Raw genomic sequence first — 26,820 nt, forward strand, 5'->3', positions numbered from 1 at the left:
ACCTGATCCAGGTCAGGCATGGAAACTCAATTTGTATATAAATAATTGTTTATTTTTAGATAACCGATTTAATTTGATATGTCTTACAACTTACCTGAAGGTCTTAGAGGTCTTACAAACGATGAAGTGGAAGCTTCCAGACTGCAATATGGATATAATCGCCTGGAGGATATCCGTAAGAATACATGGTTTGATTTGCTTATTGGTATTTTAAAAGAACCCATGCTAATTTTGCTTATCATTATTTCCCTCATTTATGTGATTGTGGGAGATTATGGCGAGGCTGCTTTTATGTTTGTGGCAATTGTGGCGGTGACTGCAATATCCTTTTATCAGGATAACCGCAGTAAAAAAGCGTTGGAAGAACTTGAAAAACTCAACGAACCTTTAAGTACGGTTATCAGAAACTCAGAGGCTGTAGAAATTCCGACCCATGAGATTGTGGTAGGTGATTTATGCATCACCGAGGAGGGTAGAATTATAAATGCTGATGGAAAGATTTTGCATAGTAATGATTTTTCCGTTAATGAATCCTCGCTTACAGGAGAAAGCTTTTCGGTTTTCAAGGACAGCATCTCAGAGGATAATCTTGTATACAGCGGAACAGTTACAGTTTCAGGATTGGCCGTTTTTAAAGTACAAAAGATAGGAAAAGAAACACGTGTTGGTAAAATTGGAGAATCAATACTGAATATAAAAGAAGAAATTTCGCCATTGCAGATTCAAATCCGGAAGTTTGTAAAATGGATGGCAGCTGTCGGGATCGTTATTTTTTTGATAGTCTGTATATTCAGTTATATCAAAACCGGAGATCTTGTAACGAGCCTGCTTAGTGGATTAACGCTAGCCATGTCTGTATTGCCAGAAGAAATTCCTGTGGCATTTACAACTTTTATGGCCTTGGGAGCGTGGAAGCTTATGCGTGAAGGAATTATTATTAAGCGGAGCAGTATTGTAGAAACCCTGGGAAGTACCACGGTTATCTGTACCGATAAAACAGGTACCATTACTGAGAATTCGATGAAACTTCAACATTTATATAATTACCTTTCCGATAAGATTTATGAAGAAAAGGAATTTGAGTCTGACGAATTGAAAGAACTGATTGATTATGCAATGTGGAGTAGTGAGCCAGTCCCTTTTGACCCTATGGAAATAACTTTACACAAAACGTATGAGGAAACTCAAAAGAGTGATGCAAGAAAAGAATATCAAATGTTTCACGAATATCCGCTTGAAGGGAAGCCTCCAATGATGACCCATCTTTTTGAAAACACAAATAAAGACAGAATTATTGCAGCGAAAGGAGCTCCCGAAGCTATTCTTAGTGTTTCCAGGCTTTCAGAGACGGAAAAAAGTAAGATAAGAAATATTGTAAAAACATTTGGACAGCAAGGTTATCGTGTATTGGGAGTTGCTAAGTCTCATTTTGAAGGAAACAGCTTTCCAAAGAAACAGCAGGATTTTGAATTTGAATTTTTAGGACTGACCGTCTTTTATGATCCTCCCAAAAAAGGAATAAAAGAGGTATTTCAAAGTATTTATGATGCAGGGATCAAGGTGAAAGTCATTACAGGCGATAATGCAGATACAACGAATGCAATTGCACTTCAGGCAGGAATTAAAAATGATGCTCCGGCAATCAATGGCAGTGATATTATAGGACGTTTTGAAGAAGAGCTGATGCAGATCTCAGAGAACACAGTTCTGTTTACCAGAATGTTTCCCGATGCAAAGCTCGCGGTAGTGAACGCTCTGAAAAAGAATGGCGAAGTGGTAGCGATGCTTGGAGATGGTGTGAACGATGGTCCTGCGTTAAAAGCTGCCCATATTGGCGTAGCAATGGGGAATAAAGGAACTGAAATTGCCAAATCTGCTGCTGCATTGGTTATTACGAATGATGATTTAGAAAAACTTATTGTTGGAATTGCCGCAGGAAGAAGAATTTATACCAATATTAAAAAGGCGATTCAATATATTATTTCCATTCATATTCCTATAATACTGACGGTTTCTTTACCTCTGTTTTTGGGATGGATATTCCCACATATATTCACTCCGGTTCATGTTATTTTCCTGGAGCTTGTCATGGGACCGACCTGTTCTATTGTATATGAAAATGAACCTATGGAAAGAAATACAATGAAACAGCCTCCAAGAGCGATGGGAGATACTTTTTTAAGTTTTAATGAATTGGGAATCAGTATTGTGCAGGGGGTGGTGATCACCCTGGGAGTTCTGTTTGTGTATCAGTTTACAGTTCAGCACGGTGGTAACGAAGAAAAGACGAGGGCGATGGTGTTCAGTACATTAATTTTTGCCAATATATTGCTGAGTTTTGTTAACAGATCATTCTTTTATAGTATGCTGGAAAGTTTCAGAAACCGTAATCCTTTACTTATGGGTATTTCTGCCTTAGTCGTGGTGATGCTTTTAGTCATATTATATGTAAAACCTATTTCTCTATTCTTTAAAGTAACAGCGCTCCATATAAACGAATTGGGGATGGCTGTTTTCATTGCAGCGGTTTCTGTTTTATGGTTTGAGATCTATAAATATGTAAAAAGGATAAGAAAAGCAAAGGCATAGTGACGATCATCATTTTTTTATAATACTATATTCTTGAAATTTACAATAATAAATTAAAAACAATTAAGGCTAAGGTAATGATAGGAAACCAACACCCATGGCATGACGTTTCACCAGGAGGGCATCTGCCACAAATAGTTACGGCAGTTATTGAAATCCCCACTGGTAGCCGCACAAAATACGAAATCGATAAGCCTTCAGGATTAATAAGATTGGATAGAATTCTTTTATCCTCCATGTATTATCCTGCCAATTATGGGATAATACCACAGACTTACTACAGTGACGGAGATCCGTTAGATATTTTGGTGTTATGTTCGGAAAGTCTTGTTCCGCTTACTCTGGTTAATGCAAGGGTAATAGGAATAATGGAGATGACGGACGAAGATAAAAAAGACCATAAAATAATAGCGGTGGCTGAAAATGATTCTTCTCTCCTGCATATCCATGATATTGAAGACCTGCCAGCTTATACAGTTAATGAGATTCAGAATTTTTTTGAAGAATATAAAAAATTGGAGGGAAAAGCTGTACAGGTATTTGGTTTTAAAAATAAGAAAGAAGCTTTCGATTGTATTGAAGAAAGTCTGATGATGTATGTCAAAGAAATCAAGCCTAAAATGAAAAATATCTGACCAGGTTTATTTTCTGCGGATCTTGTGGTAGCTTAGCATGGCGAAGAATAAATGAATCACACTTTTGAATGGATTAAGATTAATTATCTTTTTTGTTTTCCGGTTTCTTTTTTCTTTTTATTAAAATAGCCTCTTAATAAAAAATTATTCCTGGCGGCGGCTTCAAGTTCTCTCAGTTCACCGACGCCTTTCTCAATATTGATAATAGTGGAGTCAACTGAGTTTCCAAGTTTAGGATTGTTGGTGAGCTTCGATAAAACATTCTCATCATTGTTTATTTTTGAAGTAAACTCTATTAAATCATCCGAGCTTTTTTCAAGATTGCGGACTGTCTTTTCTATTGAAATAGCTAAAGTATCACTGGAAGATAACTGAGAAAGCACATTATTTTTATCATTAAGTTTTGTAGTGAAAATACTGATTTCACGAGAGCTGTTCTGTAAATTAGAAATGCTGCTTTCAATATTATCTGACCATTTCTTATCGGTAAATATTTTTGCAATAGTTCCGTTTTTATTATTCAGTAAGGGGGTGAATTTTGCCAGTTCCCGAGAGCTTATCTGTAAATTTTCTATGGTTCTGTCAATGCTCGACGCAAAATCTTTATTGATCATTATTTTTGTCAACAAGCTATTCTTATTATTCATTTTACTACTGAATTTAACCAGCTCATCAGTAATTGTTTTAGCGTTGTCTGTACTTTGTTTTATACTTGAGAACAGATCATCTATTTCAATGGTTTTATAAGAAGCAATCACATCATTATCCTTCACTATGGTAGTGGAGGTGGTGCCGGGCGAAATAATAAGAATTTTATCACCCATTAATCCATCTGATGCTATACTGGCAACCGCGTCAGTTTTTATATATTTCTGAACATCCTTTCTGATGACTAACTTTACAAGAACCAATGAATCTGAAATAAAATCTATTTTATTAACTGTTCCTATGTTAATACCTGAAAGACGGACATTACTTCCCTGCTTTAATCCGCTGACATTCTTAAACTCTGAACGCAGAACGAAATTAGAGCCAAACAGATTTCTGTTGACCCCAATAAAGTAAATGGCTGTTATGAAAAGAAGGATACCTGCTGCTACAAAAACTCCCAATTTCCAATTGTTTGACGACTCGTTGCTCATGACTGCTTTATTTATTTTTCAAAAAAAGATTTTACCCAATCATCGGCATTATTTTCTATGTCTTTATAGTTGCCTTCAGCTTTAATTAGGCCGTCCTTCAGGACGATAATTCTGTCACCGGTATATTTTGCACAGGTTAAATCATGGGTTATGATAATGGATGAGGTATTGTATTTTATTTTGATATTTCGGATGAGTTCGATAATTTCACGGGCTGTGATCGTATCTAAACCTCCGGTTGGCTCATCATAAATTATAATTTCAGGTTTAATGATTAATGCTCTTGCCAGTCCTATTCTCTTTCTCATTCCTCCGGACAGTTCTGCCGGCAATTGGTCAATAGCTCCTTCCAGACCTACGTTTTGTAATGCTTCTTTAACAGCAGATTCAATTTCCTGTTCAGTAAGGTTTTTATGATTGTGCTGTAATGTAAAAATCAAATTCTCCCGGACTGTCATAGAGTCATATAAAGCTCCATTTTGAAATAGAAACCCAATTTTCATCCTGATCCGGTTAAGCTCTTCCTCATTCAATTTTGTTATATCCTTTCCTGATATAAATATTTCCCCTTTATCCACTTTAGTGAGACCGACAAGGCATTTAACAGCAACGGACTTACCTGAGCCTGACTTTCCCAATATAATCAGATTTTCTCCTCTTTTAACGGTAAAACTGATGCCGTTCAACACCTTATTACTGCCATAAGATTTGTAAACATTTTTAAATTTTATCAATGATGTGCCGGTTGTTGACTGGTCATATCTGATAGGTAAATTTTTATTATTTTCCATTATAATTCAAAAAATAGATCAGTTACCTGCACTGCTACCAAATCAATGATAAAAATCATCAGCGAGGCTAAAACTACGGCTGAATTTGCAGCTTTTCCCACGCTTTTTGTACCCCCCGAAGCATTAAACCCTTCATAACAGCCAATAATCCCGATAAAAAAACCGAAAAAAAAGGTTTTAATGATAGCCGGTAAAATATCTGTGTATTCCAGGGATTCAAATATGTTAGAAAAATAATGCGCTATATTACTTTCGCCGTGCATATTGATCCCGATAAAACCACCCATGATTCCGATCAGATCAGCATATAGGACTAAAATAGGAATCATTAATGTCGTAGCAAGGGTTCTGGTCACCACCAGATACCGATAAGGGTTGATCGCTGAAACTTCCATGGCATCAATTTGTTCCGTTACTTTCATAGAGCCTAATTCAGCTCCAATTCCTGATGAAACCCTTCCAGCACAAATCAAAGCCGTAATGACAGGTGCAATCTCTCTTATTAATGATAGCGAAACCATACCGGGGATCATAGACTCGGCTCCGAACCTTGCCATAGCCGGGCGCGATTGTATGGTAAGTACCAGGCCCATGATGAAACCTGTTATGGTTACCAATGCTAATGACTGATAACCAACAACAAAACACTGTCGGGTAAACTCTTTAAACTCAAAACCCGGTTTGAAAATTTCTTTAAAAAAGCGGCCGGAGAATAAAGCTATATTACCTACAATACTGAGGCTTTTTTTTAAATAGATTTCCATGATGTTGTGTTTATGAATATTTTATATGCAATGGGACTATTTTATTGTAAAGTAGTTTTAGCTGATAGATAAAAATTGATCGTCCACAATGTTTAGGATATATAAGGCCTTTATAAATTATAAATCGTACTCATAATCCACTGTTAACTCATTTTTTACATCTTGTATACCAAGTGTTTTCCAGACAATGCGTCCTGCTTCTTCCTTTTGATGCCAGGTATGTACCGTCCCTGTTAATGTGGCCGTTCTTCCTGATACTGATACATTGATTTCACTATTATCAATTGAGCTTCTGCCAAGGGCTTTTTCAATATCGCTCTTTTCAACAGTGTTCCGTATTTCCGGGTTGACAATAATGTTATTATAAATGCCTTTAACGCCGGGAAGATACTTTACAGCATTTTCTGTAATATCCCTTATGTACTCCCAGGACACTTCACCATCCAGATCTACCCAGCCGCTTTCTACTTTTACTGTTATTTTTTCTTGTGGAATAAATGAGTTTGCATTAAAAGCAGCTATAATTTCACCGGCAATTTCGATATCAGTTTTTGACCGGGGATCGGGTAATTTTACTTCGATATCTTCTACTAAAACCTTTACCCCAAAAACATTTTTTGCAGCATGTTCAGCCTGCAGTTTTTTTGCATAACTGTCCACAGTACCTGTAAGGGAAACAATTCCGTTTTTTACAATAACACCAATTTCTGCTGAATGCAGCAGAGGTTCCCATTGAATGGCATCCTGAACATCTTTTTGTAATTCTGCATTTGTTTTCATTTGATTATAAATTTATATTTCAAAGTTCCCGAAACTTTACAGAAGATAAGATGACCGGCATCACTATGAAACATGATGTTGATCAGGTCAAATATTTGGCAGTCTGTTCCTTATTGTTGAAATTTGAATTAATATAGGCAATATTATTTTTTTTAATAAGAGGACAGTAATAATTTGATAACGATACTGTTTTGAATAATTGAGTAGTATAAAAAAGTTTAATAAAATGGACAAAACTATTTTAACAATCACATTGAATCCGTCGGTAGACAAGAGCAGCAGTGTTGAAAACATCATTCCTGAAAAAAAATTACATTGTAATTCCCCTAAATATGAGGCAGGAGGAGGTGGAGTAAATGTATCCAGAGCGTTAAAAAGATTGGGAATCTCATCAGATACTTTTTTTACTTCCGGTGGAAGAACCGGCAGATTGCTGGAAGAGTTACTTCAAGCCGAACAACTCAATATATTACCTTTCCATATTGCTGCAGAAACCCGGGAAAATTTTACTGTTTTAGATACTTCTAATAACAAGCAGTATAGGTTTGGATTTCCAGGAGAACTGTTAACAGAAGAAATACAAGACGAAATTTTAAGTAGTGTTGAGGTAGTAAATCCGTTTCCTGATTTTGTAGTAATCAGTGGCAGTTTACCGGCAGAAACCGATCCGGATGTTATAAAACAGATTGTTAATATGTGTAAGTCAAAGGGGAGTAAGGTAATTATTGACACTTCAGGAGAAGCTCTGAAAACAGCTGTAGAAGAGGGTGTATTTTTATTAAAACCCAATATAGGGGAGCTTGCGGTTTTAGTTGGAAAAGACAAGCTGGAAGAAAGTGATGTAGATCAAGCCGCCCAACTTATCATTTCGCAGGGTAAAGCTGAGATTGTGGTAGTCTCATTAGGTTCTCAGGGAGCCGTTTTATTTTCATCAACTGAAAAAATCCAGATAAAGGCACCTCATGTAGAAGTGAAAAGCACGGTTGGTGCCGGAGACAGCATGGTTGCCGGAATGGTTTCTGTTTTGATGAAAGGAGGTGATTATAAAGAAGTCCTTTCCATGGGAATTGCTTGTGGATCTGCCACTACAATGGCCGAAGGAACAGGACTTTTTACAAAAGAAAATGTAGATCGTTTATATAAAGAAATTGAAAAGCAATAGACAAATTTTCATTGGAATTTACAAAGATAATGTGAATTATAATTGCTGAAACGATTGATGCTTCATGATATTATATTTTTTATTAAAATTAGATATTTCAATCGTGGCTATATTTTTAATTATTACTTCATCATAATAAATAAGAACGTAAATACCAGGCCATTTTTTGATGTGTTTCTATGAGACCAATAATAAAATGGCCCGTTGCTATATCATGGAAATCATCTGTACAGCACTTGACATGTTCACGAAGTTTGGTGATAAGACTTTCATGATCTTTCAACAATTCTGCAATTAAAGTCTGGCTGTAGTTTTTATCTCCTTCTTGTTCGGTAAGATGAGTTAAGTTGAGGTATGATTGTAAAGTTGCCGGTACAAGATGCCCGATAGAGCGGATTCTTTCTGCGGTATTGTTTATTATTTTTTGCAGTTGTTCGGATTGGGTTTCAAAAAAGGTATGTTTATCATAAAAATCAGCTCCTTCAATATTCCATTGGGCATTTTTTGTTTTCATATGCAAAACGTTTTCATCTGCCAGTATTTTTATCAGTTCATCAGCAACTGCCTGTCGATGATTGTCAGTTATTCCTATTTGTATTTTCATAACTAATTAGTTTTCTTAGTATTGTAAAAAATGCCTATATTATTCAGTAGACATTCCACCATCAATGATCTGAGTTGTTCCTGTAATGAACTGACTGTCGTCACCGGCAAGAAATAAAACCAGCTGTGCTATTTCAATAGGTTCAGCATAACGTCCTAATGGTATTGCCGCTTCAAATTGTTTTTTTGCATCATCGCCGTGTCCCGGAGCAGAATTTTCTTCTATAGAGCGCATCATTCTGTTATTTACGGGAGATGGGTGAACCGTATTCACTCTGATTTTTCGTGAAGCTGCCTCAAGAGCTGTGGCCCTCATAATGCCTACTACAGCATGTTTACTGGTGACATAGGTGCTTAGCCCTGGAAATCCCAATATTCCGGCAACAGATGAAGTCATAATGATGCTTCCACCATTGTTCATCTGAGGTAAAACATACTTATTTCCCAGCCATACACCTTTAATATTGACGGATATGACTGTATCAAAAACGTCTTCAGGATAATTTTCAATTGGCTTCACAACTCCTTCAATACCGGCATTGTTGAAAAATACATCTATTTTTCCAAACAGTTTTACGGTTTCACTCACGTAGTGTTCAACTTCAGCAGCTTTTGAAACATCAGCAACTGCATATCTTATATGTTCACTATTTAATTCGTAGGCAGCTTCTTGTAATGCTTTTTCAGAGAGGTCGACAAGCATTACTTTTGCCCCTTCTTCTAAAAATAGTTTAGCTGTAATTTTTCCAATGCTTCCGGAGCCGCCTGTTATAATGGCTACTTTATTTTCTAAATTTTTCATAATTTCGGATTTGCAGATTGAATTTATATTTATTATTTTCTTAATAATCTGGTTAATGGTATCACAGTGATGCAAAAGAATTAAAATTGATCCCTATGTGCGAATAAAAACCTGTGGAAAACCATATGATCTTCCACAGGTCAGAGGTTAATCGGAGATTAATAAAAATCATACTCATAATTAACTTCCAGTTCATTTTTTACGTTCCATATGCCGGGAGTTTTCCAGGCAATACGGCCTGCTTCTTCTTTTTGATACAAAGAATTTGCACTTCCGGTTAAAGTTACTGTTGTTCCTAACACAGATACTTTAATTTCATTATCATAGATTGAACTTCTTTTCAGTGCGTCTTCAATATCTTTTTTTTGTATTGAATCATCTGCCTCTGATTTGATTTTAATTTTATTGATCAGACCCTTTACACCGCTAAGATATTTTACTACACTTGCTGCCTCTTCTTTTTGATAATGCCAAGGTAATTCTCCTTCCAAAGTAACCCATCCGTCTTCAACTTTTATCTTGATATTGTCATCGGGAATAGAGTAGTTTGATTTAAAAGTATCTAATACTTCTTTTGCAACTTCAGCATCAGTTTTTTTCCAAGAGCTTGGAAATCGTATATAATTAAACCAAATTTTAAGGTTGATTTTTTATCAAATTGGTTTTGTATTGTATTTTTTACTGATATTTTCTACTTAAAAAGTTAAATTCTTTACAGGAATATTGCTAAACAACCAGCCCTTTATCTTTTGCATTGATCATGATGATTTACTATAGGTTTTGTATTCGTTATTTTTCAATAAATCCCTCCTGCTGCATTTTATTACGAAGAGCCCGGGCAATTTCGTTCGTTAGTCTTTTTACTCCCTTCGGATCATACGTTTCTGTAATTCCTGACCATATTATTTTATCATCCTTAATAGAATAAATTATAGTTTCAATAATGAATTTTTTGGTGATGGTATAATTGCCGGGAATATTGTAATACATCCAGTTTCTGTAATAATAGGTGATGAAATCATTATAGTACATTGGGTACATATAGTATTGCTGGGGAGTATACACTTTTTCTTTATCCACATCAATCAAACGCATCGTTATCGCAGCGTCAAAACCGTCTTTTTTTATTCTACTCCGTAAAGCCTGTTCATCTTTTCTGTTAAAATTTTCATCCAGATAACTGTAAGAGGTAATGCCTTTTCCATCGAGGTATTCCGCCATTTCATCTTCGGCACTGCGGCGATTGGTTTCATTTCTTAATAGTGCCATCACCAATACTTTTTTCCAATCTGTAGGGTGAATCTGTTTATCCGGATCCCGCCAACTGCTTGCTATATGAGTGGAGCTGCAGGAATTGAGGAGTACTGTACATACCAATGCTGTAAAAAGAATCACTTTATGATAGTATAATTTTTTCATGATCATGTTTTATATTAATTCCTATCAAAGGTCCTGAAACTGCATAGGAAATTATATGATACGCATCACTGGGAAAAATGATGCTGGTCAGTTCTTTAGTTCAGCCCTTTATAAGCGCTAAATCAATTATTGACTTTAAACCAATTTAGATTGATCCTTTTATATTAAGTGTTTAGGGAGTCCCGATGAAACTTAAATTAAATTATAGCTTTATCATGATTTTTAGTGACGGTAGTCATTATTTAGCAAGACCGTAATTTGGAAATTTACACTGCTAAATGATTACTCATGAAAACTTTTATGAACTTCGCGATTATTTTTTTCTGTACTGTTTGCAGTACTATTGTATTTGGTCAGAATGCAAAAACGAATACTGAGATAGCCATACTTCTTAAAGACAATGTGAATCTCTCTACGCTGCATTACCCAAAATCTGTCATTCAGTTTTATACCAAAAATGATTCTGAATATGCTTGGGTACATGTTATGCAGAAGTCAGATCAACCTGAAGCAGCAATGTTGTTACTGGAGTATTCTTACCGGTTCGGACTTTCTTTGTCTGATTATCATTGGGAAGCTATTTCTCTTCAGAAATTAAGAAAATTGAGAGGTTCTCCTGTAGAAGTAAATCAAAAAGAGAAGGCTGTGTTCGATATTCTGATGACTGATGCTTTAATAACGTTTATTAATAATCTGCATTTTGGAAAATACAACCCTTCATATAATTCGGCATATATTGATGCCAACGACATTAATGGATTTCGCTCAGAGGATACATTGATATATGCAAAAAAGCAAACAGATTTTCTTAAAGCAATCCTTGATGTTCAGCCTGAGATTAAAGCATACACAGATCTTCAAAATTATTTGAATGGACTCTATGAAGAAAACGATTGCCTGGCTCCTCAAACGGAAATTGAAAAGATTGTTATCAATATGGAACGCCTGCGATGGATCAATACAAGAGATCAAGCATATGTATTAGTCAATATACCTTCCTATACATTAGAATTTCACCAGAAAGACAGTGTATTTGATTTCAAAGTAATTATAGGGAAACCGGCTACCAGAACTCCGGTTTTGGAAAGCAGTATTAATTATTTTACAACAGCCCCTGACTGGAAAGTTCCCCAAAGCATATTCATCAAAGAAATGCTACCAAAAATTTTAAAAAACAGTGGGTATTTGGAAGATCATCATTATGCAGTTTACGATAAGCAAGGCCATGAAGTCGAAATAACTTCTTCAAAATTAAAAGAGATCCGTCAAAACCCTTATAGATATAGTGTAAGACAATCATCCGGATGTGATAATGCACTGGGAGCAGTGGTTTTTAGATTTGACAACTCTTATGGAGTATATCTCCATGATACTTCTCAAAAACAATTGTTTAATAAAGATGAAAGAGCTTTGAGCCATGGGTGTATCCGTGTTGAAAATGCTAAAGAACTCGCATCTCTCCTATTAAAATATGACCACTCTGAACATAAGATTCCCATTTTAGAAAAAGCGATGGCCGACTACCAAAGAAAAGATTTTGTTTTAAAGCAACCGGTTCCTATCATTATTACTTATCTGACTTGCTTAATAAAAGATGGAAAACCTGTACTATATAAAGACATTTATCATTTTGATGATTCACTCGAAAATAAAATTAACCAAAATAAATAATAGATTTATGAGAACGATTGTAGTACCTACAGACTATTCAAAGCCGGCAAAAAATGCAGCGTTGTATGCACTTCATCTGGCTAATGCTCTAAAGTGTAATATTGATTTGTGCCATGCCTTTGCATTGCCGGTTGAAAGCCCTATGCTTGGGCAGACTGCGTGGGCTTTATATGAATATCCTGCTTTACAGGATGAAAACAGTAAAGAGATGAAAAAATTGGTAAAAGTACTTGAAGATAAAGAGAAAGCTTTATGGGGAGATGAGACTTTCCCTTATCATCCGTCGATATATTATTCTTGTGAGGGAGGTGATGCTGTGCAGTTAATAAATAATACAGCAGCCAATAATAAAACATTGCTTATTGTAATGGGGATGCAGGGAGCCGGGATGCTTGCCCGGTTTATTTTTGGAAGCAACAGTCTTAAAATGATTGAAAATACACAACATCCGCTTCTGTTAATTCCTCAAAACCATAAATATAAGGAAATAAATAAGATTGCTTTTGCAACAGATCTGAAGAAAAAAGATATAAAAATTGCTCAATCATTAATTAAATTTGCCCAATACTTTGATGCCGAACTTTTAATTACCCATATTATTCAAAGCAATAATGATGTGATTCAGGATGCTGCTTATGAGCATAAAAAAGAAGTGTTTTTAAAGGCTCTGGATGGTAAAGTTTGTTATAACTGTATTTACAGCGAAAATATAGATTACGGTTTAGATATATTAAAAAATAAAGATATTGATATCTTGGCAATGGGTCATGATCACCGGGATTTTCTCGAAAGATTTACAAAGAGCAGCCATGCTGCAAGACAGGCCGCCGGGTTAGAAATTCCACTACTAATCATTCCGGAAACTGATCAGCTGTTTTTTTAATTTAGATTTCATTTTTTTTAATCTTGTTTGTTGATAATAATTAGTAATAATTTAATATTTTAACATTTTTCATATTCAGATACCTTTAGTATACTAAAATTCATACCTTTAAATAATAGTTTAAGATATGGATTATGGAAAGTGCTAAACTTTTGCATGCTATTATAGAAACAGCGATTGATGGGATTATAACCATTGATAACAGGGGGAGAATAGAAAGTCTGAATCCCTCTGCGCTAAAAATATTTGGGTATAAAGAAGAAGAGTTGGTAGGTAAAAATATTTCAGTACTGATGCCGGAACCCGATAAAAGCAGACACGATGGTTATCTGCTTAATTATCAAAATACCGGCGAAAAAAAAATAATAGGCAAAGGAAGGGAAGTTAGGGGCTTGAGAAAAGATGGGACACAATTTCCCTTCAGGCTTGCTGTAAGTGAAGTGCAATATCAGGATAGGGTGATTTACACAGGTTTTATCCATGATCTTTCTAAAGAAAAAGAAGCGGAAGAATCTCTTAAAAGATATGCTAGCGAACTGGAGGAATTAGTTGAAAACCGTACAAAATCTCTTAAAAAGATGCTTCGTGAATTGGAAATGGCAAAAGAGGAAGCCAATGTATCGCTGGCAAAAGAAAAAAATCTTAACAAAATGAAAAGTCGGTTCGTATCAATGGCATCGCACGAGTTTCGAACCCCTTTAAGTTCTATGCAGCTTTCTGCCGTACTTATTGAAAAATATCTTCAAACTTCAGACAATATCCAGATATTAAAACATCTTCATAAGATAAAAAATGCAATTGCCAGTTTGAATTCCATTCTCAATGATTTTCTTTCTTTAGAAAAATTGGATACCGGGATTGTAAAACCTCATTATGGCTTATTTGATATTGTAAAATTCTCAGAAGAACTTACGGAAGAAATGCAACTTATCACCAAAGAAGATCAAATTATTATTTATCAGCATACAGGATCAGAAGGTGATGTAAATCTGGATCAAAATTTATTAAGAAATTGTTTAATGAATTTAATAAGCAATGCTATAAAATATTCGGGAGAGCATACATTGATTGAATTCTCTACAGAGATAAATGAAGATAAGTATGTGTTTTCAGTAAAAGATAATGGAATAGGAATACCCGAGGAAGACCAATCCGGTCTTTTTCAGCCATTTTTTAGAGCTCATAACATAGGGAATATTCCTGGGACCGGTTTGGGTCTCAATATTGTACAGCGGTATGTAAATCTCATGGATGGTAAGATCCATTTCGAGAGTCAATCTGGCAAGGGTACCGAATTTACCTTATCATTTCATAAAAATTTAGCTAACAATACTCCAACTTAGTTCCAATGGAAAAAACACGCCTATTGATTATCGAAGATAATGACGATATCCGCGAAAGCACTTCGGAGATTCTTCAGCTTGCCAGTTATGAAGTATTTCAGGCTTCTAATGGTAAACAGGGAGTAGATCTGGCCATTAAACACATACCGGATGTGATATTATGTGATATTATGATGCCGGAGCTTGACGGGTATGGAGTATTACATCTTTTAAGCAAAAGAGAAGATACTGCACTTATCCCTTTTATTTTTATAACGGCAAAAACGGATCGGGTAGAAGTCCGAAAAGGAATAGAAATGGGTGCGGATGACTATCTAACCAAACCATTTGATGATATAGAACTTCTCAGTGCTATTGAAAGCCGATTGAAAAAGAAGGAACGTCAGAAAAGCCTTTACAGCAATATTCTTACTCAAATGACCAATTTATTTCATGGTTCGCACGGACTTGATGAATTAAAGAAAGCTTTTGATGAACGAAAAGTCAAATCTTTTAAAAAGAAGCAGATTATATATTACGAAGGTGATACTGCAAACGCTGTTTATCTTATTATATCAGGCTCAGTGAAAACAACAAAAATGACAGAAGACGGGAAAGAACTCATGACAGGAGTCTACAGTCCGGAAGAATATTTTGGAATCACTTCATTATTTGCAGGAAAAGAATATAAAGAGACAGCTGAAGTATTGGAGGATGCTACCTTATGCTCAGTTCCCAGAGAAGTTATTGATCAATTATTATATAAATATCCCGACATAGCGGAAAAATTCATCAAAATTCTTGCCCAGAATGTTATTACCCACGAAGAGCAGCTATTGCAGCTTGCGTATTTTTCTGTGAGAAAAAGAATGGCAGAAGTCTTACTTAAACTCCATACAAAACATCCTAAAACTCAAAATTTTGAAATTTCAAGAGAAAACCTAGCTTCTATGGCTGGAATGGCTATTGAAACGGTAAGCAGAATTCTCAGTGATTTTAAAGAAGAAAATTTAATAGACCGAAGTGCCGGAAAGATTACCATACTTGATGTTTTAAGACTTCAAAAGCTTAAAAACTAATCACTATCACTTTTTATAATGATTTCATGCATTTGTAAGTTCTATGCTGTTCAATACATTTGAAGATTGAACCGACAGTATGAAAGTCATAGTTTACAATATCAGCCAGGAAGATAAAAAGATTCTGGCTTTGGCTAATCGTAAAAAACATAAAATTACGATTATAGTAGATCCTTTAAGTGAAGCTACCGTTCATTTTGCAGAAGCAAAAGATACTGCCATAATCATTGATCAGGAAAACCCGGTTTCAAACAGTCTTATTTTGAAACTTATATCCTTTGGGATCAGATATTTTATATTCAGATTCCAGGAACAGGCTCCTGTGGATGTATCAATAATTCAGGATGCCGGATTGAAATACATTACCATTACAGATTCAACATTGAACATTTCATCAGTAATTAAAATTCTTGATGCCTGGGAAAAAAGTGATTAGCATCATTTCAAAACGCAACGGTAGTCATGATTTAAAAATTATTTCCATTATACCTTTGGTGTATAAACTTTAAAATAATTGTATTATGAAAACTTTAGAAAAAATCAATCCAACAAATGGATCTCAATCATTAGAATCTCTGATAGAAGATTTTTGGAAAAATGATGATCTTGTTAATCAGTCGGTTAAAGAGGAACCAACAGTTAATATTATTGATAAAAACGGCGTTTATAAGCTAAAAGTTTCAGCTCCGGGATTTAAGAAAAAAGATTTCAAAGTAGCCGTTGAGGACGGAACATTGATCATTAGTGCTGCAACCAGTGCAGAGAAAAAAGAAGAAAAAGAAAATTATGTTAGAAAAGAATTTTCAGCTTCCTCATTTGTCCGCAGTTTCCGTTTACCCGATAGTATTAGTTTGGGCCATATAAAAGCCAATTATAAAGGAGGACTATTAAATATTACCATTAATAAATCTAATCTGGATAAAAAAGAAGTAAAAGAGATCAAAATACGCTAAAATTTTTCAGTATTAATTCATAAAAACCTATTGCGCATTCAGGAGATTATTCAAGTGTCAGAACCAAAATAGGCCGGTGCGCAACAGATTTATAAAAATAAAAAAATGGATACTATTATTCTAAAATCTCTTGGAGGAGCCGGAACAGTTACCGGATCCAAGCATTTATTAAAGACCTCGGAACTTACTATATTAGTAGATTGTGGATTATTTCAGGGTATTAAATCTTTGCGTGAACAAAACTGGGAATCATTAAATATCAATATTGCTGAAATAGATATTGTCATTCTTACGCATGCTCATCTTGATCATTGCGGTTATATTCCTCTTCTTGTAAAAAACGGATTTAAAGGTAAAATTTACATGACTGAGCCTACCAAAGAATTAGCAAAATTGATTTTACTCGATAGTGCAAAGCTGCAGGAAGAAGATGCGGAGAAAGCGAATTTTCATCATTATACCAAACATAATCCTGCAAAACCGTTGTATACGATAAACGATGCTGAAAGATCTTTTAAACAATTTTTTACGGTTAATGAAAACACCATGATCAAACTTAGTGATCATATTCAATGCAGGTTCAAGCCCTGCGGACATATCATTGGAGCCTGTTCCGTGGAGATCACATGTTTTGAGAAAACGATCATTTTTTCAGGAGATATCGGACGAACCCACAGTGCGATTTTACCTCCTCCTGATTTTTTCACCAAAGCAGATTTTATAGTGATGGAATCAACATACGGAGACAGACTTCATGACAATGCCAATTTATATGATAAATTGGAACACTGGATCAATCTCACGGTTAAAAACCACGGTAATATAATTATTCCCAGTTTTGCTGTAGGCAGAGCACAGGAGCTCATTTATATTCTTTATCAGCTAAAGGAACAGAACAGAATACCCCGTAACCTTCCAATAATAATGGATAGTCCTATGGCAGCTTCAGCCACCGATATTATGGTTGAATATGCTGAGTATACTACTGTAGATCAGGAAAAATGGTTGGAAATTATTGAGCATGTCAATATTAATAGAGAATATGCAAATACTGAAGAAATAGTTCATGATAAGCAAAGTAAAATAATAATTGCCGGCAGTGGTATGATGACAGGAGGACGTGTCCTTGAATATTTAAAACATGATATAGGGAACAGCCGGAATACTGTATTAATTGTTGGATTTCAGGCAGAAGGTACTCGTGGAAGAGCATTACTTAACGAATCTCATGAGCTGAAAATTCACGGAAAATACTATCCTGTAAACGCAAATGTTGTTGAATTAACAGGGTTATCCGCCCATGCTGATCAATCTGAATTGATAGAATGGATAAGAAAATATAAGAATCCTCCTCAACAAATCATGCTGGTTCATGGTGAACCCTCCGCATTGGAAGCATTGCGGGTTAAAATTCAGACAGATTTAAAGATACCTGCTAAAATTTTGGTAAAAGATATGGAAGTGGTCTGTTGAGATAAAGGATGATATCATTTAATTGATTTAAAATTTACTCTATGGAACTTCTTACCAAAAATGCTATACAAATTCTGGAAGACCGTTATCTTTTGAAAAATGATGAAGGTTTGGTAATAGAAACTCCAGATGCCCTCTTCAAAAGGGTTGCAAAATATATTTCCGGTTGCGAAAAAAAAGATACCACCAAATGGAGCCAAGCTTTCTATAAAGTAATGAGTGAACTGAAATTTCTGCCTAATTCTCCCACACTTATGAATGCTGGCTGTGATCACGCACAATTAAGCGCTTGTTTTGTATTACCGATAGAAGATAGTTTAGAAAGTATTTTTACAACCCTTAAAAATGCGGCATTAATTCATCAAAGTGGAGGAGGTACCGGGTTTAATTTTTCAGCTCTTCGCCATAAAGGAGATCTGATAAGTTCTAGCAAGGGAGAATCTTGCGGTCCTGTTTCTTTTATGAAAATTTACGATGCTGCCACTGAATATGTAAAACAGGTAGGTAAAAGAAGGGGAGCTAATATGGGAATCCTAAATGTTGACCATCCGGATATCGAAGAATTCATCATGTCAAAATCGGATAAGAAATCTATAGAAAACTTTAACCTTTCGGTAGGGATCAGCAATGCTTTTATGAAAGCAGTAGAATATGATTTGGATTGGCAGCTCATTAATCCACATACTCAAAAAGTAACCCGAATCATATCTGCAAAATCACTCTGGGAATTGATTGTAGGGCAAGCTTGGAAAACAGGTGATCCTGGATTGGTTTTTCTCGATGCCATTAACAATTCCAATACTACACCTGACCTCGGTAGAATAAAGGCTACTAATCCTTGCGGAGAAGTTCCCTTATTGGATAATGAAAGCTGTAATCTGGGTTCGGTTAATCTTTCAAGAATAACAATATTTAAAAATGGGAAATATGAAATAGACTGGCATGAATTATCCCGGATTATTCATATTGGAATCCGTTTTCTGGATAATGTCATCACACTCAATCATTATTGTCTGGAAATTTTAATAATCTGCCCAAATACTGACTGTCAATATTTCGTTGCAGTGTTCTTGTGTTCCAGTTTCCTTCAATGGCATGATTTACGTACTGAATTCTGTGATCAGGGTTGTCAATTCTGCTTATAATTCTATAATGAGTCCAACTCAATTCGGTACGCACTGCGTTCCAAATTGGAAAAGAGCTAAAGAATGCCCTCATATTATTCAGATTTCTTTCATTGAAATCTTTGCCAAACTCAAGAGATAGCTGGTTCGCTAAGTTTTTAAGTATATGTTTTCCATAGCCTGCACGTTTTTCGCCATTTTGCTCATCCTGAACAATAAGTTTACCGATCTCCCAATACATATTTAATAATATTGTATTGGTCGTTCTGTAAAGACTTGATTTTGAATCGACAATAATTTTGGCAATTGAATGATAAAGTTCTTGTTTAGGCTCCAGGTGTTGTTCTTTCATATTCTCAAAGGTACAAAAATTAGAAGTTTTTAATAAAAAATACTATCGTTAAATAATTGTAAAAGAAGGCCATCAAGTACATTACAAAGACACTTCAAAACATTCCAGGATTGATGATTTTAAATTAATGGTGATTTATAATCATTAAGTCAATCATTATGAAAAATCATCATAAAGAAAAGAATAAAGTTCCATATTCTGAGAGTAAAAAATATATCCCATCTATTGAATTAAAAAAGATTCCTCCTGAAAAAGCATTGCATTTGCTAAGAAAAGCTGGCTACGATATTAATGAAGAGCAATCCGAAGAAATAATGGAATTTATATATATTATTGTAAAACTCACTTTAAAAGAATTTTTTACATCTGACTGATAATTTGTATCTTAGCAATATATCGGAATGATGAATTTCTACTGCATCAGTTTTGTCTTGATGCCAATCTAAAACTCAGTTTTAACGAAATTATTACAACTATGGTTATTGCAGATCTGTATATAAGGGTATCGACCGATGAACAAGCTGAAAAAGGTTATTCGCAAAGAGATCAGGATGAGCGATTACGCAGATATTGTGCAAACAATGATATTTTCATTAATAGAGTAATCTATGAAGACCATTCAGCTAAAAGCTTTGAACGTCCTGAGTGGAAAAAGTATCTTCTCGAAATCAAAAAAAAGAGTCATAAAAGCAGTTTGGTTCTATTCACAAAATGGGATCGATTTAGTCGTAATACTGGTGATGCCTATCAAATGATCAGTTTGCTTCAAAAAAATCATGTTATTCCCCAAGCTATTGAGCAGCCTTTGGATATGTCAGTTCCTGAAAATAAATTAATGTTGGCTATTTATTTATCTACTCCCGAAGTGGAAAATGACAGAAGAGCATTAAATACTTTCCATGGAATGCGAAGGGCAAAAAAAGAGGGGCGATTGATGGGGATAGCTCCTTATGGGTATATCAACAGAAGCCATGAAGATGGTAAAAAATATATTGCAATTAAGGATCCAGAGGCTTCCAATATTATCTGGGCATTTAATGAGATTTCCAAAGGTCATATTCCCGCTGACCACGTGAGGTTGCAAATGAATAAAAGAGAGGGAGTATCGATGTCAAGAAGTGCTTTCGCTAAAGCGATGAGAAATCCGGTTTACTGCGGGAAGATCTATATTGAAGACTATAAACAAGAGGAAGCTTATTACACTGAAGGAAAACATGAGGCATTGATTAGTGAACGATTGTTTAATCAGGTTCAACATATTATGGACAAAAAAAGAAAAGTAGAGGGGCCTGGTGGAAGAGTTCTTGGAAACGAGCGTTTTCCTCTTAGAGGCCTTCTAATCTGTCCAAGGTGTGGAAAGAATCTTACGGCAAGTGGTGCAAAAGGAAAGTCTAAAACCTATTATTACTATCATTGCCATTATAAATGCGGATTTAGGTTTGACTCTGACAAGTTAAATGAACTCTTTGAGCTTGAAATTTCTAAACTGGAATACAATCCGATCATCAAAGAACTTATGAAGGAGATACTTTTAGATAACTATAAACAATTCACTTGCGATATAGAAGCTAAGAGAAAGTCAATTTCAAAAGAGATCAATTTACTTAATGAAAAGGTTGCGAATGCAAGAGATAAATATCTTATTGATAAATTAGATGAAGAGGATTATAAAGATATCAAAAGGATCACAAAATCACAAATTGAACAATTGGAACAGGAGCTTCAGCAAATGGTTTCGGATAGCAAAGAGCTTGACATTAGAACAAAAATAGAAAATGCACTTGACGGGATGGAAAACCTTGCAAACCTTTATCAGCAGGGAGATCTTCAAACAAAAAGGACGATTGGGTGTTTGATATTTCCCCAAAAAGTCGAATTTGACGGAAAAAGTTTTCAAACACCTAAAATGAATATTGTGGCTCAATGTATCTACCAGTATAACAACGGATTAGGAAATAAAAAAAACCGACATCGAAGAGTGAAATCTTCAAATGTCGGTCTTGTGACCTCGACAGGATTCAAACCTGTAACCTTCTGAGCCGTAATCAGATGCGCTATTCAGTTGCGCCACGAGGCCGTTATTAAAGGTTTGCAAATATAACACTTTTTTGCTTTCTTTGAAAGATGAAAGCAAGAATTTTACTGTTAATCGCGTTTTTAAGCCTAATCTCCTGTAAAAGAGAGCAAAAAAAATCATCATCAGATGCCACTTCTATCTCCAATTCTGTACAGTATCATGAGCAAAATGGTATTTTACAATTCAAATCGGGAAATTTTACTTATAATTTTAAACAAAATCAAGTTCCTTTTAAGAAAGTTATTTTGCTAAATGCAAGTATGGCAGGATATATTTCCGAAATTGGGGTGGAGGATAAAGTAATTGGCGTTTCCAGTCCGGAGTATATTTATTCTGAAAAAATTCAGGCTTTGCTGAAGCAGGGGAAAATCCAGAATGTGGGAAGCGATCAAAAGTACGATGTTGAAAAAATCCTTTCTCTAAAGCCGGATGCTATTTTTACTAATCATATCGCGAGCTTTGATAATACGTATCAGTTATTAAAAAATAATGGAATCCAGGTGATCTTCCTTGATGAATATATGGAACAAAAACCTCTGGAAAAAGCGGCTTATATCAAACTTTTTGGAAAACTTTTCGGAAAGGAAAAAGAAGCTAATGATAAATATACTGAGGTTGAGAAAAATTATAATGATCTAAAACAACTGGCTTTAAAAGCAAAAGACAAGCCTAAGGTTTTAGCTAATGAAATGTATGGCGATGTCTGGTATCTTCCTGGCGGGAAAACTTCCGTGGCCAACTTTATTTCAGATGCCAATGCAGATTATATTCTACAAAATAATACGGATGAAAAGGCCATTACCATGAGCTTTGAGGAGGTTTTTGCAAAATCGCCGGACGTGAAATATTGGATCAATGCCGGAAACCATCCGTCAAAAAAAGAAATGCTGAGCATGAATCCTTTTTATGCAAAGCTTGATGTATATAATAATGGTAAAATATACGTTATTACAGGAAAAGAAAGGCTTCAGGCCAATGATTTTTTCGAAAGCGGAATTGTAAGGGCAGATCTTGTTTTAAAAGATTACATTAAAATTTTTCACCCGGAGCTACTGCCGGATTATCAGCTTACTTACTTGAAAGAGTTGCAATAACTCAGACTATTTCCGTATTTTTGCCATTCCTTTTTAGAAAATTATGTGGAAAAGAATTAAACAATTTATATTCATCATTCTGATTCTGAATGTAGTATTTATTATTTGGGGAAGATTTTTCAATCCACCTATCACAATTACGCAAATCGGGGGTCTGTTCGAATACGGAAGACTTCAGAGAGATTATATTTCTTATGATGAAATGGGAGATAATGTTAAAAAGGCTGTAATTGCCTCAGAAGACCAGAAGTTCTTTATTCATGACGGTTTCGACTATAAAGCCATTGAAAAAGCCATGAAAAATAATGAAAAGGGCAAGAAGCTGAGAGGCGGAAGCACCATTTCCCAGCAAACGGCAAAAAATATATTTCTGTGGCAGGGCAGAAGCTGGATCAGAAAAGGTCTGGAAGCGGTTTATACTTTTATTATAGAGAAAGTCTGGAGCAAAGATATTATTCTTGAAAGATACCTTAATTCTATAGAAATGGGGCAGGGTGTCTTTGGTGTGGAAGCAGCTTCGGAATACTATTTTGGAAAATCTTCTAAAAATCTTACTGCTTCTGAAGCGGCCTGGATTGCAGCTGTTTTGCCAAATCCCAAGAAATATGATCCCAAAAATCCGTCGGCATATTTAAGAAAGAAACACAACTGGATCATGAGACAAATGAGGAATGTGAGTTTGAAATAGTATCTTTGACTCATGAAATTCTTTGATCATAGTACAAATTTCGATTCTGTTCTTAAAAAATATTTCTCATTTAAGAACGAAACGCTTTCCCTTGAGCCGTTTGCGGAGTTTATGGAGAGCGTAAAAAAAGCGGAATTTACTGATGTTCTCACCTTCTTTAAGAATAATCCTGAATTAGTCGAAAATTTTAAATATTACATCCATAATATTTTCAACGGAAAACCTTTCAATTTATCCTTGACAGAGGCTAATATTCTGTCTGAAAACGCTTTTATTCCTGAGCTTAAAAAAAGGATTCTTAATAAAGTTTTACCTCCTGTCGTTAATGAAAATACCATTTGGTATATGATTGACAATGTGAGCTTAAGACCGAAAAAAGACCTGGAATTCCTACATAATCTTCCCGAACATGATATCAATGAATTTTTCCAAATCCTTGGTATTTCCGATTTTATCACAAAGCCGCAAATAAAAAAAGAAATGCTTTTTGCCATGAATATCCTTTCCTGGCGGGTAACCGGAGCGGCAATGGAAGTTGAGGTTGTAAGAATGGCCCCGGAATACAGGAATTTTGATAATCCGTTTTTGGCGCTTCAGAATGAGTTGGAAGATCTTGCCGATGAGCTTGAAAAAAATCCTGAACTTCAGCTGGATTCCAAAGACAGCAGATATAAGCAGATAAAGATTTATGCTGAACAATGTTTGGAGTTTGTAAATATTGCCTTCAAAAATTCTTATAAATATGGAATTTCAGGGAAAATTAATCAGTCTTTGTTAAAAATCAGGCAGCAGGTTCAGAGGATTTATGAAATTATCCAGCTATTGGTAATTGATGAGGAAAAAGATGTTTTAGTCAATTCAAAACAATTGATTTTTAATATTTTACGATATAAATCCCATAAAAATAATATTTCAGATCTCATTAACGACAGTACAAGGATGATTTCGCATCTGATTACCAATCACACTGCTGAAACAGGGACTCATTACATTACTTCCACGGGCAAACAATATATGACTATGTTCTACAAAGCCAGTGGTGGTGGGATTATTGTAGGTGCGCTTTGCGTTTTGAAATTGTTGTACGGCTATGTACCGGGAAGCGATTTTTCCCATGCATTTTTATATTCAATGAACTATGCGATGGGCTTTATCATGATCTATCTGATGGGTTTTACGCTGGCTACAAAACAACCGGCAATGACCGCAGCCACGATGACTAAAGTTCTGGCGGAGGAAGGAAATAATAAGAGCAATCATACGGAATTTGCACATTTGGTTTCAAAATTATTCAGGAGCCAGTTTATTGCTTTTGTAGGGAATGTTTTACTATCTTTTCCTATTGCTTTGTTAATAATTTACGGTCTGGATGTTCTTTTTTCACAAAATCTTGCTGTTGATAAATCAGACAAGCTGTTAAAAGATTTAGACCCGTTTAAATCTAAAGCGATTCTGCATGCGAGTATTGCAGGTTTTTACCTTTTTATTTCCGGGATTATTTCCGGGAATATCGGTAATAATTCTGTTTTTTACCAGATTCCTGAAAGGATAGCAAAAAATCTTCCGATAAGAAATTTATTCGGGAAAAAATTCGCAAAAGGTTTATCTAAATATTATGCTAAAAACTGGGCAGGAATTGTCTCAAATTTCTGGTTCGGGGTTTTTCTGGGGGCTACGGCTCCGGTAGGGCTGTTTTTAGGGCTTGATCTGGATATCCGCCATATTACTTTTGCGGCGGGTAATTTTGCCATTGGCCTGTATGGAAAAGATTTTTCAGTTGATCTGTATACTTTCTGGATTTCTTTTGTAACGGTTTTCCTTATTGGGTTTTTCAACTTTTTAGTGAGTTTTTCCTTATCTATGTTTTTAGCCTTTAGATCGAGAAAACTTAATTTTGGACAGGTAAGTGAGATTTATAAAGAAATTTTCCGGTATTTTGTGAAGCATCCTTTGAAATTTTTCATTCCATTGCAATCCGGGCTGGATAAAAAAGCAGATGAACTTATGAACAGCACCATTGTTACAAAATCTGAAGATCATTAAATTTTTCTTCCCCGAACTTATCCTGAAATTTCTTTAAAAAAAAGCTTTTTCGCATCTGGAAATCATGTTTTAATAAAGGAGAATTAATTTTGATGATAATAATCTGGCCTTCGATATTGACACTTTTAATTTCCTGAAAAAGGCTTTCATCAAGATATTCTTCAAGAAAATCTTTAATTTCAAAAGCAATTAATTTATATTCAAAACCATGAATCCTTGCAAAAGATTTTACAAGTTCAGAGGATTGGAATTCTCGTTTTTTCTTTTTCATACCTCAAAGATTATGCTTTCCTCATTAATTTTTTTTACAACACTTTCCGTTCTTTCGCGGTGGGTATCCGTGATGAAAATCTGTCCGAAATTCTCCTGATTTACCAGTTCAATTAATTGTGAAACCCTTTGGTCATCAAGTTTATCAAAGATGTCATCCAATAAAAGGATAGGTGTTTTATTGGTAAGTTCTTTTACTAAGCTCATCTGTGCAAGTTTTAAAGAAACCAGAAAAGATTTCTGTTGGCCCTGCGAACCTGTTTTTTTTATGAGAACAGAATCCATTTCAAACAGGAGATCATCCTTGTGAATTCCTTTTGAAGTATAGGTCAGCATCCGGTCTTTTTCCAGGCTTTCTTTTAAAAGAACATAAAACTTTTTATCAGGCTGAGCAGAGTCAAACCCTTCCAGCAAATGAGATTCATAGATTACGGAAACGGCTTCTTTTCCACCTGAAATGATACGGTAGAAGTTTTTTACAATGGGGTTTAATTTTTCAACAAAATCTCTTCTTTTAATGAAAATTTTTGTTCCGAATTTTGTGATGGGATCATCATAGATTTCTAAAGAATCTTTATCCCAAACTCTGTTTTTAGCGAAATATTTTAACAGGGCATTTCTCTGCTGAACCGTTTTCTGATATTGGATCAAATCAAAAAGATATTCGGAGTCTGTCTGCGAAATCATGGAATCCAGAAACTTTCTCCTGCTTTCCCCGGAATCCGAAATTAGGTTGGAGTCGTACGGAGAGATCATTACACTGGGCAGATATCCAATATGGTCAGCTAACCTGTCGTAGCTTTTATCATTTTTTTTGATGATTTTTTTTGCCTCTTTAGGTTGGGAAATTTTAATAATGTCCTCACTGTCATCATTCTGGATTTCAGCGTCAATGGTAAAGAAATCTTCATCTTTTTTAATGTTATTCAGGTCGGTATTTCCCAAAAAGCTTTTCCCTACGGAAAGGTAATGAAGCGCATCCAGAATATTAGTCTTTCCCACGCCGTTATTCCCCACAAAACAGTTGATCTGCGGAGAAAATTCGAATTTTTTTTCAGAATGGTTCTTGAAATTATACAGGGAAAGCTTTTTAATTATCATTCG

General features: G+C 35.1%; 26 protein-coding genes, 1 tRNA gene and 1 pseudogene. 16 read left to right on the forward strand and 12 right to left on the reverse strand.

The genetic code is table 11. From position 1 onward, the window contains the following. Window positions 1-78 precede the first annotated feature (78 nt). Together H560_RS0114515 and H560_RS0114520 are read left to right on the forward strand one after the other, a co-directional pair. Window positions 79-2,589 (forward strand): cation-translocating P-type ATPase, encoded by a 2,511-nt coding sequence (locus H560_RS0114515; protein WP_027380720.1) that lies wholly within the window; start codon window positions 79-81, stop codon window positions 2,587-2,589. Window positions 2,590-2,666: 77 nt separating this feature from the next. Continuing rightward, window positions 2,667-3,224, forward strand: a complete 558-nt coding sequence (locus H560_RS0114520; RefSeq protein WP_027380721.1) for an inorganic diphosphatase — start codon at window positions 2,667-2,669, stop codon at window positions 3,222-3,224. 83 nt (window positions 3,225-3,307) lie between these two features. Here the strand turns inward: H560_RS0114520 and H560_RS22475 are convergent, their stop codons facing one another. The 4 genes from H560_RS22475 to H560_RS0114540 form a co-directional block, all read right to left on the reverse strand. Beyond that, a complete protein-coding gene (locus H560_RS22475; RefSeq protein ID WP_051289343.1) occupies window positions 3,308-4,366 on the reverse strand; it encodes an MlaD family protein in 1,059 nt (352 codons plus the stop codon). 11 nt (window positions 4,367-4,377) lie between these two features. After that, window positions 4,378-5,157 (reverse strand): ABC transporter ATP-binding protein, encoded by a 780-nt coding sequence (locus H560_RS0114530; RefSeq protein WP_027380722.1) that lies wholly within the window; start codon window positions 5,155-5,157, stop codon window positions 4,378-4,380. After that, complete coding sequence (locus H560_RS0114535) at window positions 5,157-5,921, reverse strand: MlaE family ABC transporter permease (RefSeq protein WP_027380723.1); 765 nt, start codon at window positions 5,919-5,921, stop codon at window positions 5,157-5,159. The genes H560_RS0114530 and H560_RS0114535 overlap by 1 nt, the downstream gene beginning before the upstream one ends. A 117-nt stretch (window positions 5,922-6,038) precedes the next feature. After that, entirely contained in the window at window positions 6,039-6,701 is a 663-nt protein-coding gene (locus tag H560_RS0114540) for a BON domain-containing protein (RefSeq protein WP_027380724.1), read from the reverse strand. A 226-nt stretch (window positions 6,702-6,927) separates the two neighbouring features. Between H560_RS0114540 and H560_RS0114545 the strand changes: the two genes are divergently transcribed. Next, a complete protein-coding gene (locus H560_RS0114545) occupies window positions 6,928-7,863 on the forward strand; it encodes a 1-phosphofructokinase family hexose kinase (protein WP_027380725.1) in 936 nt (311 codons plus the stop codon). 130 nt (window positions 7,864-7,993) lie between these two features. On the opposite strand, the gene H560_RS0114550 is transcribed toward H560_RS0114545, so the two are convergent. The 4 genes from H560_RS0114550 to H560_RS0114565 all read right to left on the reverse strand — a co-directional run bounded on the left by H560_RS0114550 (window position 7,994) and on the right by H560_RS0114565 (window position 10,687). Continuing rightward, entirely contained in the window at window positions 7,994-8,467 is a 474-nt protein-coding gene (locus H560_RS0114550) for a Dps family protein (protein WP_027380726.1), read from the reverse strand. A gap of 39 nt (window positions 8,468-8,506) precedes the next feature. Next, entirely contained in the window at window positions 8,507-9,268 is a 762-nt protein-coding gene (locus H560_RS0114555) for an SDR family NAD(P)-dependent oxidoreductase (RefSeq protein ID WP_027380727.1), read from the reverse strand. 158 nt (window positions 9,269-9,426) lie between these two features. Continuing rightward, window positions 9,427-9,915 (reverse strand): BON domain-containing protein, encoded by a 489-nt coding sequence (locus H560_RS21695; RefSeq protein ID WP_081413984.1) that lies wholly within the window; start codon window positions 9,913-9,915, stop codon window positions 9,427-9,429. Window positions 9,916-10,057: 142 nt separating this feature from the next. After that, window positions 10,058-10,687: a hypothetical protein gene (locus tag H560_RS0114565; protein WP_155845016.1), complete on the reverse strand. Its 630-nt coding sequence runs from the start codon at window positions 10,685-10,687 to the stop codon at window positions 10,058-10,060. A 288-nt stretch (window positions 10,688-10,975) separates the two neighbouring features. Between H560_RS0114565 and H560_RS0114570 the strand changes: the two genes are divergently transcribed. The 8 genes from H560_RS0114570 (at window position 10,976) to H560_RS21710 (ending at window position 19,213) form a co-directional block, all read left to right on the forward strand. After that, window positions 10,976-12,358 carry a L,D-transpeptidase family protein gene (locus H560_RS0114570; RefSeq protein ID WP_027380729.1) on the forward strand — a complete coding sequence of 461 codons (1,383 nt, stop codon included), beginning with the start codon at window positions 10,976-10,978 and terminating at the stop codon, window positions 12,356-12,358. A 7-nt stretch (window positions 12,359-12,365) separates the two neighbouring features. After that, window positions 12,366-13,241: a universal stress protein gene (locus H560_RS0114575; RefSeq protein WP_027380730.1), complete on the forward strand. Its 876-nt coding sequence runs from the start codon at window positions 12,366-12,368 to the stop codon at window positions 13,239-13,241. Between the two features lie 134 nt (window positions 13,242-13,375). Further along, complete coding sequence (locus tag H560_RS0114580; RefSeq protein WP_034752940.1) at window positions 13,376-14,584, forward strand: PAS domain-containing sensor histidine kinase; 1,209 nt, start codon at window positions 13,376-13,378, stop codon at window positions 14,582-14,584. Window positions 14,585-14,589: 5 nt separating this feature from the next. Further along, a complete protein-coding gene (locus H560_RS0114585; protein WP_027380732.1) occupies window positions 14,590-15,642 on the forward strand; it encodes a response regulator in 1,053 nt (350 codons plus the stop codon). A gap of 79 nt (window positions 15,643-15,721) precedes the next feature. Continuing rightward, window positions 15,722-16,078 carry a Rossmann-fold NAD(P)-binding domain-containing protein gene (locus H560_RS22480; RefSeq protein ID WP_048503851.1) on the forward strand — a complete coding sequence of 119 codons (357 nt, stop codon included), beginning with the start codon at window positions 15,722-15,724 and terminating at the stop codon, window positions 16,076-16,078. Between the two features lie 85 nt (window positions 16,079-16,163). Beyond that, window positions 16,164-16,595, forward strand: coding sequence for an Hsp20/alpha crystallin family protein (locus tag H560_RS0114595; protein WP_027380733.1), 432 nt, complete (start codon window positions 16,164-16,166; stop codon window positions 16,593-16,595). A 105-nt stretch (window positions 16,596-16,700) separates the two neighbouring features. Then, window positions 16,701-18,068, forward strand: a complete 1,368-nt coding sequence (locus H560_RS21705) for an MBL fold metallo-hydrolase RNA specificity domain-containing protein (RefSeq protein WP_034752942.1) — start codon at window positions 16,701-16,703, stop codon at window positions 18,066-18,068. A gap of 41 nt (window positions 18,069-18,109) precedes the next feature. After that, window positions 18,110-19,213, forward strand: a complete 1,104-nt coding sequence (locus H560_RS21710; RefSeq protein ID WP_051289345.1) for a ribonucleotide reductase N-terminal alpha domain-containing protein — start codon at window positions 18,110-18,112, stop codon at window positions 19,211-19,213. Here H560_RS21710 and H560_RS23795 read toward each other — a convergent pair. Beyond that, window positions 19,164-19,544, reverse strand: a pseudogene (locus tag H560_RS23795) (DUF1016 N-terminal domain-containing protein); the annotation flags it as partial. The gene H560_RS21710 and the pseudogene H560_RS23795 overlap by 50 nt on opposite strands. A 158-nt stretch (window positions 19,545-19,702) precedes the next feature. Here H560_RS23795 and H560_RS21715 point away from each other — a divergent pair. Together H560_RS21715 and H560_RS22485 are read left to right on the forward strand one after the other, a co-directional pair. Then, window positions 19,703-19,918 (forward strand): hypothetical protein, encoded by a 216-nt coding sequence (locus H560_RS21715; protein WP_034752944.1) that lies wholly within the window; start codon window positions 19,703-19,705, stop codon window positions 19,916-19,918. A 101-nt stretch (window positions 19,919-20,019) separates the two neighbouring features. Next, complete coding sequence (locus H560_RS22485) at window positions 20,020-21,582, forward strand: recombinase family protein (RefSeq protein ID WP_081413986.1); 1,563 nt, start codon at window positions 20,020-20,022, stop codon at window positions 21,580-21,582. Here the strand turns inward: H560_RS22485 and H560_RS0114620 are convergent. Further along, window positions 21,548-21,621: transfer RNA gene (locus H560_RS0114620), tRNA-Arg, on the reverse strand. The genes H560_RS22485 and H560_RS0114620 overlap by 35 nt on opposite strands. Window positions 21,622-21,668: 47 nt before the next feature. Between H560_RS0114620 and H560_RS0114625 the strand changes: the two genes are divergently transcribed. From H560_RS0114625 to H560_RS0114635, 3 genes are read left to right on the forward strand one after another with little or no spacing between them, the layout of a single operon-like run. Continuing rightward, window positions 21,669-22,715 (forward strand): ABC transporter substrate-binding protein, encoded by a 1,047-nt coding sequence (locus H560_RS0114625; RefSeq protein WP_051289346.1) that lies wholly within the window; start codon window positions 21,669-21,671, stop codon window positions 22,713-22,715. Between the two features lie 43 nt (window positions 22,716-22,758). Continuing rightward, window positions 22,759-23,403: a monofunctional biosynthetic peptidoglycan transglycosylase gene (mtgA, locus tag H560_RS0114630; RefSeq protein WP_027380735.1), complete on the forward strand. Its 645-nt coding sequence runs from the start codon at window positions 22,759-22,761 to the stop codon at window positions 23,401-23,403. A gap of 12 nt (window positions 23,404-23,415) precedes the next feature. After that, window positions 23,416-25,446: a recombinase gene (locus H560_RS0114635; protein ID WP_027380736.1), complete on the forward strand. Its 2,031-nt coding sequence runs from the start codon at window positions 23,416-23,418 to the stop codon at window positions 25,444-25,446. Here the strand turns inward: H560_RS0114635 and H560_RS0114640 are convergent. Together H560_RS0114640 and recF are read right to left on the reverse strand one after the other, a co-directional pair. After that, complete coding sequence (locus H560_RS0114640) at window positions 25,424-25,717, reverse strand: hypothetical protein (protein WP_027380737.1); 294 nt, start codon at window positions 25,715-25,717, stop codon at window positions 25,424-25,426. The genes H560_RS0114635 and H560_RS0114640 overlap by 23 nt on opposite strands. Next, the gene (recF, locus tag H560_RS0114645) at window positions 25,714-26,817 is read right to left on the reverse strand and encodes a DNA replication/repair protein RecF (RefSeq protein WP_027380738.1); all 1,104 of its coding nucleotides are present in this window, start codon (window positions 26,815-26,817) and stop codon (window positions 25,714-25,716) included. The genes H560_RS0114640 and recF overlap by 4 nt, the downstream gene beginning before the upstream one ends. Between the last annotated feature and the right edge of the window lie 3 nt (window positions 26,818-26,820).

It is taken from the genome of Chryseobacterium daeguense DSM 19388 (assembly GCF_000430825.1).
GTDB classification, from domain to species: domain Bacteria; phylum Bacteroidota; class Bacteroidia; order Flavobacteriales; family Weeksellaceae; genus Chryseobacterium; species Chryseobacterium daeguense.